Raw genomic sequence first — 6753 nt, 5'->3', positions numbered from 1 at the left:
TTACATCGGTGACGTGACCTGGGTGCGCGGCCAGGTCACCGACAAGGTCCAGCAGGACGGCCGCAACGAGGTTCACATCGAGGTGCGGTGCGAGAACCAGCGCGGCGAGACCACCACCCCCGGCACCGCCGTCGTCCTGCTCCCCACCCGCGACCGGCCCCGCGTCGAGCTTCCCGAGCCGCCCGCCCCCACGCTGGACGGCATGGTCCGCCACGAACTCGACCGGTACGGCGTCACCCCATGAGCAGCCGCGACAGGGCGCTGCGGATCACCGTCGACTATCCGGTGAGCGAGCCCGGGTACGATCCCGAGCTCCTGACCCCGGACGGCATGCGCGAGGTCGCCCAGGCCGCCGAACGCGCCGGACTCGACGCGATCGCGTTCACCGACCATCCGGCCCCATCCCAGCGGTGGCTGGACGCGGGCGGGCACGAGGCGCTGGACGTCCCCTCGGCCCTGTCCTTCTGCGCCGCGGTGACCGAACGACTGCGGCTGATGTCGTACCTGCTCGTGCTGCCGTACCGGAACCCCTTCCTGACGGCGAAGAGCGTGGCGACCGTGGACGTGCTCTCCGGCGGGCGGATGACGCTCGTGGCGGGCGGCGGGTACATGAAGTCGGAGTTCCGCGCGCTGGGCGTCCCGTTCGAGCAGCGCAACGAGCTGTTCGACGAGGCGCTGGAGGTGCTGCGCGGCGTCTGGAGCCACAACCCGTACGAGTACAAAGGCCGGCACTTCCAGGCCGAGGGTGTCGCCGCGCTGCCTCGTCCCGTCCAGAAGCCCGGCGGCCCGCCGATCTGGATCGGCGGCAACAGCGCACGGGCACGGCGGCGGGCCGCCGAGCACCAGGGCTGGAGCCCACTGATAATCGATGAGACCCTCGCCCGCACCACCCGCACCCCCGCGCTGAGCAGCGTCGGCCGGCTCGCCGCCGCCGTGGCGGAGCTCAGGGAACTGGCCGCGGCCGCGCAGGGGGTGGACACCCGGGTGGACGTGCAGGTGCAGACGCCGTACAGCCGCTGGTCGCCCGGTGCCGGATCCGCCGAGGAGCACCGCGATCATCTCGGCCGGCTGGCCGAAGCCGGGGCGACCTGGTTCGTGCTCCGGCCGCCCGGTTCCGGCGTCCAGGCGGCCGTGGAGAGCCTGCACGCCTATGGTGACCTGGTCGGTGGGCTGTGAAGGCCCGGCAGGTCGACACTGGGACGGAGACCGTCCTGGGCCGGGTCGCCGGCGGGGTCGGGGTGATCGAGCTGAACCGGCCCGAGCGCCGGAACGCTCTGCACCCGGACATGTACGACGCGATCCCCCGCCTGATCGAGGCCTACGATGGAGACGACGAGGTCGGCTGCGTGCTGTTCACGGCGGTCGGATCGGCGTTCTGCGCGGGCGGGGACGTCCGCGAGGGCACAGGACGGCGCGGGGAGGAGGGCGACGAGGCGGCGGCGCTCACCCATCTGGCCCGCATGGTCGTCATGCTCCGGGAGAGCCCCAAGATCTCGATCGCCGCGCTGCCCGGCCCCGCGGTGGGCGCCGGGATCGGGCTGGCGCTGGCCGCCGATCTCCGGATCGCCGCGGCCTCGGCGACCCTCATCGGCGGCTGGTCGCGGCTGGCGTTCAGCGGTGACTTCAGCGGCCCCTGGGCGCTGACCCGGATGCTCGGACCGGCCCGTGCGCTGGAGTTCCTGATCGGCGCCGAGCCCATCGACGCCGCGGCGGGAGAGCGGCTGGGCCTGTTCAACCGGGTGGTGCCCGACGGCGACCTGCCCGCCGCGGCGGCGGCCTGGGCGCGGGAGATCGCGGCCGGTCCGCGCGGCGCGTACGCCCTGATCAAGGAGAACGTGCGGGACGCGCAGACGATGGACCTGCGCGAGGCGCTGCCGCGCGAGAGCGAGCGGATGGTCCGTTCGGGCCGCTCGCAGGAACATCGCGACGCGGTGCGGCGCTGGATCGCAGACCGCGAACGCTGATCCACCTCTAGGTGAAGAGCTCCAGCGGGTGGCCCGCGGGCACGTTCGCCCCGACATAGGACATGTGCCGGCCCCAGTGCTCCTCGGCCGCCTCGGCGTCACCGGCCTCCACGAGCTTGTAGAACTTGCGGTAGGAGCGGACGGCGCGCTTGCGCTCGGTCACCCCCGCGGCCTGGCCCGACTTTCGGTAGAACCCGGTGACCAGCTCGTTCAGCAGCCGCGCGAAGATCGCCATCGAGGCGTTGCCGGCGTGCTCGAACAGGGTCTCGTGCACCCTTGCCGCTGCCTCGCCGAAGGCCGCGCCGTCGTCGTCGTGCGTGGCGGTGGCCGCCGCCTCGATCGCGGACTTGAGGTCGGCCAGGGCCTTGGGGGTGCGGGTCTCGGCGAACCGGCGGGCCAGCCAGGGTTCGATGGCGGCCCGGGAGTCGTAGAGGTCGTCTATGGTGACGCCCTCGATCTGCAGGAGCAGGGCGTACATCCGGGCGATGTGCTCGACGGTGGGGCTGGTCACCCGGGGGCCGCCGTGCCGGCCGCGCACCACTGTGACCAGGCCCTCGGACTCCAGGATGCGCAGCGCCTCGCGGAGCGTGGTGCGGGCGATGCCGAAGACCTCCATCAGCTCGTCCTCGGCGGGGAACCGGTCGCCGGGCTTGAGCTCGCCGCGCGCGATCTGCCCCCGGATGGACGAGGCTACGATCTCCGACGTGCGCGCGCTGCGCTGGATGCCGCGCGGAATCCGGACGGGTTCGGCCGCCGCGGGCGATCCGGTGCCCGGTCGCTGGGCCATGGGTCTCCTTTACGAGGACGGGCCTCCCAGAATATCAGGCTAAATATTAGCCTCCTTGGCTTCGGACCCGCCCCCGGTCCCCAGCAGGGCGCCTAGCCGATGACCTTGCGTTCGCGCAGGTCGGCAATCTCCTTGTCGCCGTAGCCGAGTTCGCGGAGCACCGCGTCGGTGTGCTCGCCGCACAGGCAGCCGCCCTTGGCCTGGGTGCGCGAGCGGGAGAAGCGGACGGGCGGCGCCACGCGGAGATGCTCGTCGAACACCGGGCTGGTCGCCGTCGCGGTGTACTCGTCGACCAGCTCCGGAACGGTTTGCATCCGGGTCTCGGGCGGGGCCTCGGTGACCTGGACGCAGCCGACGTCGGCCTTGGTGAGCAGGCCCTCCCACTCGGCAGCGGGCCGGATGGCGAAGATCTTCCCCAGCGCCTCCGCCAGCGCACCGTCGTTCTCCCGCCGCGCCCGCGGTGTCGCGAACCGTTCGCCGGCCAGTTCGGTCTCCGCCCCGAGCGCCGCCACCAGCGGTGCCCACTCCCGATCGGCCGGTGCCGCCAGGAACACCCATCCCTCGGCCGCCTGGTACATCCGGTACAGCGCACAGAAACCGTGGCCGCCGGGGTCCACCAGCGGTGCGGCGGGACGGCCCGCGTAGTCGACGACCTGGTCGGCCAGCGCGTTCGCGGCGGTGCCCAGCATCGTGACCGTGAGCGGGCCGAGCGGGCGGCGGCGGGCGCGGGCCACCAGGCCGAGCAGCAGGGTGGACGCAACGCCGAGCGCCGCGATCCCATCCGCCTGCAGGCTCGGCACGGCCGCAGCGGCGAACAGGCGGGTCGCCGCCGACTTGATCTCCCGCATCGACCCGGTCGCGGACGCGGCGTCCGGGACGTCGGTGAGTGCCAGGCCGGTGGCGGCGCCGATCGATGGCGCGTAGGCCGGACGGTCGCCGAACGGGCCGTCGGTGCCGTACCCGGGAGCGTTGACGTAAACCAGGTCGGGGTTCAGCGCGCGTAGCGTGTCCGCATCGAAGCCCGCCCGCTCTGCGGCCCCGGCCCGGAACGCCTGGAGCACCACATCGCAGCGGCCTACCAGTTCGCGCAGGATCCGCTTGCCGTCGTCGGTGCCGATGTCGAGCGCGATGCTCTCCTTACCCTGCATCACCCGCGCGCCCGCCGCCTCCGGGAACGCGACCAGCTTGCGGATCTGGTCCCCTTCCAGGTTCTCGATCTTCAGGACGCGGGCACCGAGGTCGGACAGGATCGTGGCCCCGAACGGCCCGGCGAACATCAGCCCGAGGTCCAGCACCGTGACGCCCTCCAGCGGCAGCCCGGCTCCTCCTGGAGCCTCCGGGGTTGCGGCCACCGGGTCCTCGCCCGCTGAGCCCTCCGCGCGAACCTGCTCGCCGTGCTCGTCGAGCCGGGGTGCGGGGCGCGGTGGCGACAGCGGCCCGCCACCGGTGTGGACCATCGGCGACGGCCGGCGCACCGGGCCGCGCTCGGGGTCGTCCACGACGGCGACCCGGCCGTCGTGGAGGAGCTGCGGGTGGTCCAGGACGCCCGGCCCGGAACGGAAGATCTCGGCGTTGATGTCGTGGTTGGTCTCGAAGACCTGCTGCCATTCGGCCAGCGTGCGGGCGCGGACCTTGTTCAGCATGAACTCGCGCAGTTCGCTGTGCAGTTCCGCGGTCTCGAGCATGGGGAAGTTCTTCCACTTCGGGTCCGCCAGCAGCGGGAAGAGGTCGAACTCCTCCATCATCGCGCGGAACAGCCGCGGCTGGACCTGCGCGAACTGCAGCCAGTGGCCGTCTTTGGTCTGTGCGGTCAGCAGCGGGTACTGCAGGGCGCTCTGCGGGTCGCCCTTCTCGTCTTGGGCGCCGACCGGGGTGTAGGCCTCCGGCCACCGGATCCCCACCAGCTGCTCGAACCAGGTCCAGGTGTCGAACATGCGCCACGGACCAGATCGGCCTCGACGGCCTGGCCCAGACCGCTGCCCTCCCGTTCGAGCAGCGCCGCGAGGATGCCGTGCACCGCCGTCTGCGCGGCGCCCCACGTGGCGTACGGAACCGACACGAAGGCGGGACCCTGGCGCGCCACCATCGCCTGCTTGGCGTGGAACATGCCGAGCTTGGCCATGACCAGGCCCTCGTAGCCCTTCAGGTCACGCCAAGGCCCGTCCGAGCCCCAGCCCGTGATGGCCGCGCTCACCAGGCGCGGGTTCAGCGCGGCCATCCGGTCGGGGGTCAAGCCGAGAAGCTCGGCCGTACGGGGGCGCAGGGTGGTGACCGCGACGTCGGCCCTGCGAAGCAGCCCGTCGAGCGTCGCTCGGTCGCCGCCTTTGTGGACGTCGAGGACGGCGCTGCGCTTGCCGCCGGCGATCACCGGCCAGGCGGCCGCCGTGCGCAGCGGGCTGCCGCCGGGCGGCTCGACGACCACGACGTCCGCGCCCGCCTCGGCGAGGAACTGGGTCGCCAGCGCGCCCGGCATGGTGGTGGACAGATCGATGACCGACAGCCCGGCCAGCGGCCCTGACGACGGTTGCCCGGACGCTGCTGAGGACATACCCCTGACCTCCGATGGTGTCGGCCGGTACGGTCGCGCCCACCACCCCCGCTGCGAGCGTTTCGCGCGTGTTAAATCGGATTAAACCATGCCCTCTTTTTTGCGAACAGGTATGACTTTGGCGTCACACCCCACCGATCGCGTCGGGCCGCCTCGGGCGGCGCCGGTTGTGCGGACGCAGCGCCGGGCTGCCGGTGAAGTGCTCTATGCCCGCGATGTCGGTCCCTGGCGGGACGACCTCGTCGATGGCGTCGAGGGTGGCGCTGTCGAGCTCGAGATCGGCCGCGGCCAGGGCGTCGTCGAGCTGGTCCATGGTCTTGGGGCCGATGATGGTCGACGTGATCGCGGGGTGTTCGGCCACGAAGGCCAAGGCCATGTGGGTGAGCGAGATGCCGGCATCATCAGCGATCTCGGTCAGCTTCTCGACCGCGTCGAAGCGGACCGGGCTGCTGGGATCCTCGTCGATACGGGGGCGCCGGGCTCTGGCGGCAGAGGCGCCGCCCGCGGCGAACCGGGAGCCTTCGGGGGCCGGGCGGCCGCGGCGGTACTTGCCGGTCAGCCAGCCGCCCGCCAGCGGACTCCAGGGGATGACGGCCATATCGTGGCGCTGCGCGGCGGGCAGCACGGCGTCTTCGACGGAGCGGGCGAAGAGGGAGTACTGGGGCTGCTCGCAGACGAAGCGCGCGGTGCCGCGCCGCCGCGCCGCCCACTGGGCCTCGACGATCCAGTCGGCGGGGTAGGTGGACGACCCCAGGTAGAGGACCTTGCCCTGGCGGACCAGGTCGTCCAGCGCGCTCAGGGTCTCCTCCAGGTCGGTGTGCCAGTCGTGGCGGTGAACCTGGTAGAGGTCGATGTGGTCGGTGCCCAGCCGGCGCAGGCTGTCCTCGACGGCGCGCACGATCCAGCGGCGCGATCCGCCGCGCCGGTTGCGGTCCTTGCCCATCGGGTTGAAGCACTTGGTGGCCAGCACGACGTCATCGCGCCGTCCCTTGATCGCGCGGCCGACGATCTCCTCGCTCTCGCCGCGGGAGTAGACGTCGGCGGTGTCGATGAAGTTGATCCCGCCGTCCAGCGCCCGGTGCACGATCCGCTCGCAGTCGTCGTGGTCGGTGTTGCCCACGGCGCCGAACATCATCGCGCCCAGGCACTGGACGCTGACCTGGACCCCGGTCCGGCCGAGCCGGCGATACCGCATCGTGGCGTGCTCCTTCGTGGTCGTCGGCCCGCGGTGCTCGAAGGCGGTCCCGGGCCGGTGTCGTGGATCCCAGCCGGCCGTGTCGACTGATAACGCGGACGGTGAGATAATAGGGTAAACATTTTACTTTATGAAGCGCCCGGGAGGGCGGGCTGAGATGACGATGGCACAGACGCATCAGTCGCCGCGTCCCCGTCTCCTTCCGCGGAGCGGACGGGGAAGGGCCTGGTCGGTGATCTCTGGGGGGCGGGGGGCGGGG

General features: G+C 72.1%; 7 protein-coding genes. 3 read left to right on the top strand and 4 right to left on the bottom strand.

Going from position 1 to position 6753, the window contains the following annotated elements; genetic code table 11:
* From ACGWYJ_RS38395 to ACGWYJ_RS38385, 3 genes are all read left to right on the top strand, one after another.
* On the top strand, positions 1 to 244 hold a 244-nt coding region (locus ACGWYJ_RS38395; RefSeq protein WP_395111579.1), incomplete at its 5' end, for a hypothetical protein.
* Complete coding sequence (locus ACGWYJ_RS38390) at positions 241 to 1176, top strand: LLM class F420-dependent oxidoreductase (protein WP_395111577.1); 936 nt, start codon at positions 241 to 243, stop codon at positions 1174 to 1176. The genes ACGWYJ_RS38395 and ACGWYJ_RS38390, both read left to right, overlap by 4 nt.
* Positions 1173 to 1964, top strand: coding sequence for an enoyl-CoA hydratase/isomerase family protein (locus tag ACGWYJ_RS38385; protein ID WP_395111576.1), 792 nt, complete (start codon positions 1173 to 1175; stop codon positions 1962 to 1964). Before ACGWYJ_RS38390 ends, ACGWYJ_RS38385 begins: the two co-directional genes overlap by 4 nt.
* Before the next feature lie 7 nt (positions 1965 to 1971).
* On the opposite strand, the gene ACGWYJ_RS38380 is transcribed toward ACGWYJ_RS38385, so the two are convergent.
* From ACGWYJ_RS38380 to ACGWYJ_RS38365, 4 genes are all read right to left on the bottom strand, one after another.
* Positions 1972 to 2751 carry a FadR/GntR family transcriptional regulator gene (locus ACGWYJ_RS38380; RefSeq protein ID WP_395111574.1) on the bottom strand — a complete coding sequence of 260 codons (780 nt, stop codon included), beginning with the start codon at positions 2749 to 2751 and terminating at the stop codon, positions 1972 to 1974.
* 92 nt (positions 2752 to 2843) lie between these two features.
* A complete protein-coding gene (locus ACGWYJ_RS38375) occupies positions 2844 to 4652 on the bottom strand; it encodes a CoA transferase (protein ID WP_395111580.1) in 1809 nt (602 codons plus the stop codon).
* Positions 4562 to 5299 (bottom strand): CoA transferase, encoded by a 738-nt coding sequence (locus tag ACGWYJ_RS38370; protein ID WP_395111573.1) that lies wholly within the window; start codon positions 5297 to 5299, stop codon positions 4562 to 4564. Before ACGWYJ_RS38370 ends, ACGWYJ_RS38375 begins: the two co-directional genes overlap by 91 nt.
* Positions 5300 to 5423: 124 nt before the next feature.
* Positions 5424 to 6494: an aldo/keto reductase gene (locus tag ACGWYJ_RS38365; RefSeq protein ID WP_395111571.1), complete on the bottom strand. Its 1071-nt coding sequence runs from the start codon at positions 6492 to 6494 to the stop codon at positions 5424 to 5426.
* Positions 6495 to 6753: the final 259 nt, after the last annotated feature.

Origin of the sequence: Actinomadura sp. SCN-SB (assembly GCF_043906805.1) — a bacterium.
GTDB lineage: Bacteria > Actinomycetota > Actinomycetes > Streptosporangiales > Streptosporangiaceae > Spirillospora.
This window is presented reverse-complemented; position numbering and strand designations above follow the sequence as displayed.